Consider the following 1,180-nt stretch of genomic DNA (forward strand, 5'->3'; position numbering starts at 1 on the left):
CCGGGCGCCAGCTCGGGTGGAGCCACCCTTGAAATACCACCCTTATTACTATGGATGTCTAACCGCGGCCCGTTATCCGGGTCCGGGACAATGTATGGTGGGTAGTTTGACTGGGGCGGTCGCCTCCTAAAGAGTAACGGAGGCGCGCGATGGTGGGCTCAGAACGGTCGGAAATCGTTCGCTGAGTGCAATGGCATAAGCCTGCCTGACTGCGAGACTGACAAGTCGAGCAGAGACGAAAGTCGGTCATAGTGATCCGGTGGTCCCGCGTGGAAGGGCCATCGCTCAACGAATAAAAGGTACGCCGGGGATAACAGGCTGATGACCCCCAAGAGTCCATATCGACGGGGTTGTTTGGCACCTCGATGTCGACTCATCGCATCCTGGGGCTGGAGCAGGTCCCAAGGGTATGGCTGTTCGCCATTTAAAGCGGTACGTGAGTTGGGTTCAGAACGTCGTGAGACAGTTCGGTCCCTATCTGCCGTGGGTGTAGGAATATTGAAAGGATCTGTCCCTAGTACGAGAGGACCGGGATGGACGGATCTCTGGTGGACCTGTTGTGGCGCCAGCCGCATAGCAGGGTAGCTATATCCGGACGGGATAACCGCTGAAGGCATCTAAGCGGGAAACCCACCTTAAAACGAGTATTCCCTGAGAACCGTGGAAGACGACCACGTTGATAGGCCGGGTGTGGAAGAGCGGCAACGCTTGAAGCTTACCGGTACTAATAGTTCGATCGGCTTGATCGTTCTCATTCCTTATGCTCATCTGACAAAGTCAGATGATCTGTTCTCACTCACGCTTGTTCCGCCCTTGCGGGCGGCGCTACGTGGGTGCGGCGCATCGGCGCCGACGGTCGGTCGACCTTGCGAAGCTTCGCTTCGAAAGGCACCACGACCAAAAGAACGCCAAGGGCACACAAAGACCAGCGAACAGCTCCGAGAGAGCAGAAGATAGGGCTATCCCTATCGGTTGCTCCCTCATCGCTCTTCGTTCAAAAGCTTCTCGAACAACGTGCGTTTTGCCGACCTGGTGGTTATGGCGGAGCGGCTGCACCCGATCCCATTCCGAACTCGGCCGTGAAACGCTCCAGCGCTGATGGTACTTCGTCTCAAGACGCGGGAGAGTAGGTCGCTGCCAGGTCTGCCAAACGCACGTTAAACCCAGATCCAGACGGACC

2 rRNA genes (1 of these 2 running past the window's edge) are annotated in these 1,180 nt (G+C 56.9%); both read left to right on the top strand.

Annotation, left to right across the window (positions count from 1 at the left end):
* Nucleotides 1-749: ribosomal RNA gene (locus tag LB513_RS25080) — 23S ribosomal RNA — on the top strand; it begins 2,074 nt to the left of the window's first position.
* A 279-nt stretch (nt 750-1,028) separates the two neighbouring features.
* Nucleotides 1,029-1,143, top strand: a 5S ribosomal RNA gene (gene rrf / locus LB513_RS25085).
* Nucleotides 1,144-1,180: the final 37 nt, after the last annotated feature.

This window comes from Mesorhizobium sp. ES1-1, assembly GCF_020164785.1.
Lineage (GTDB): Bacteria > Pseudomonadota > Alphaproteobacteria > Rhizobiales > Rhizobiaceae > Mesorhizobium.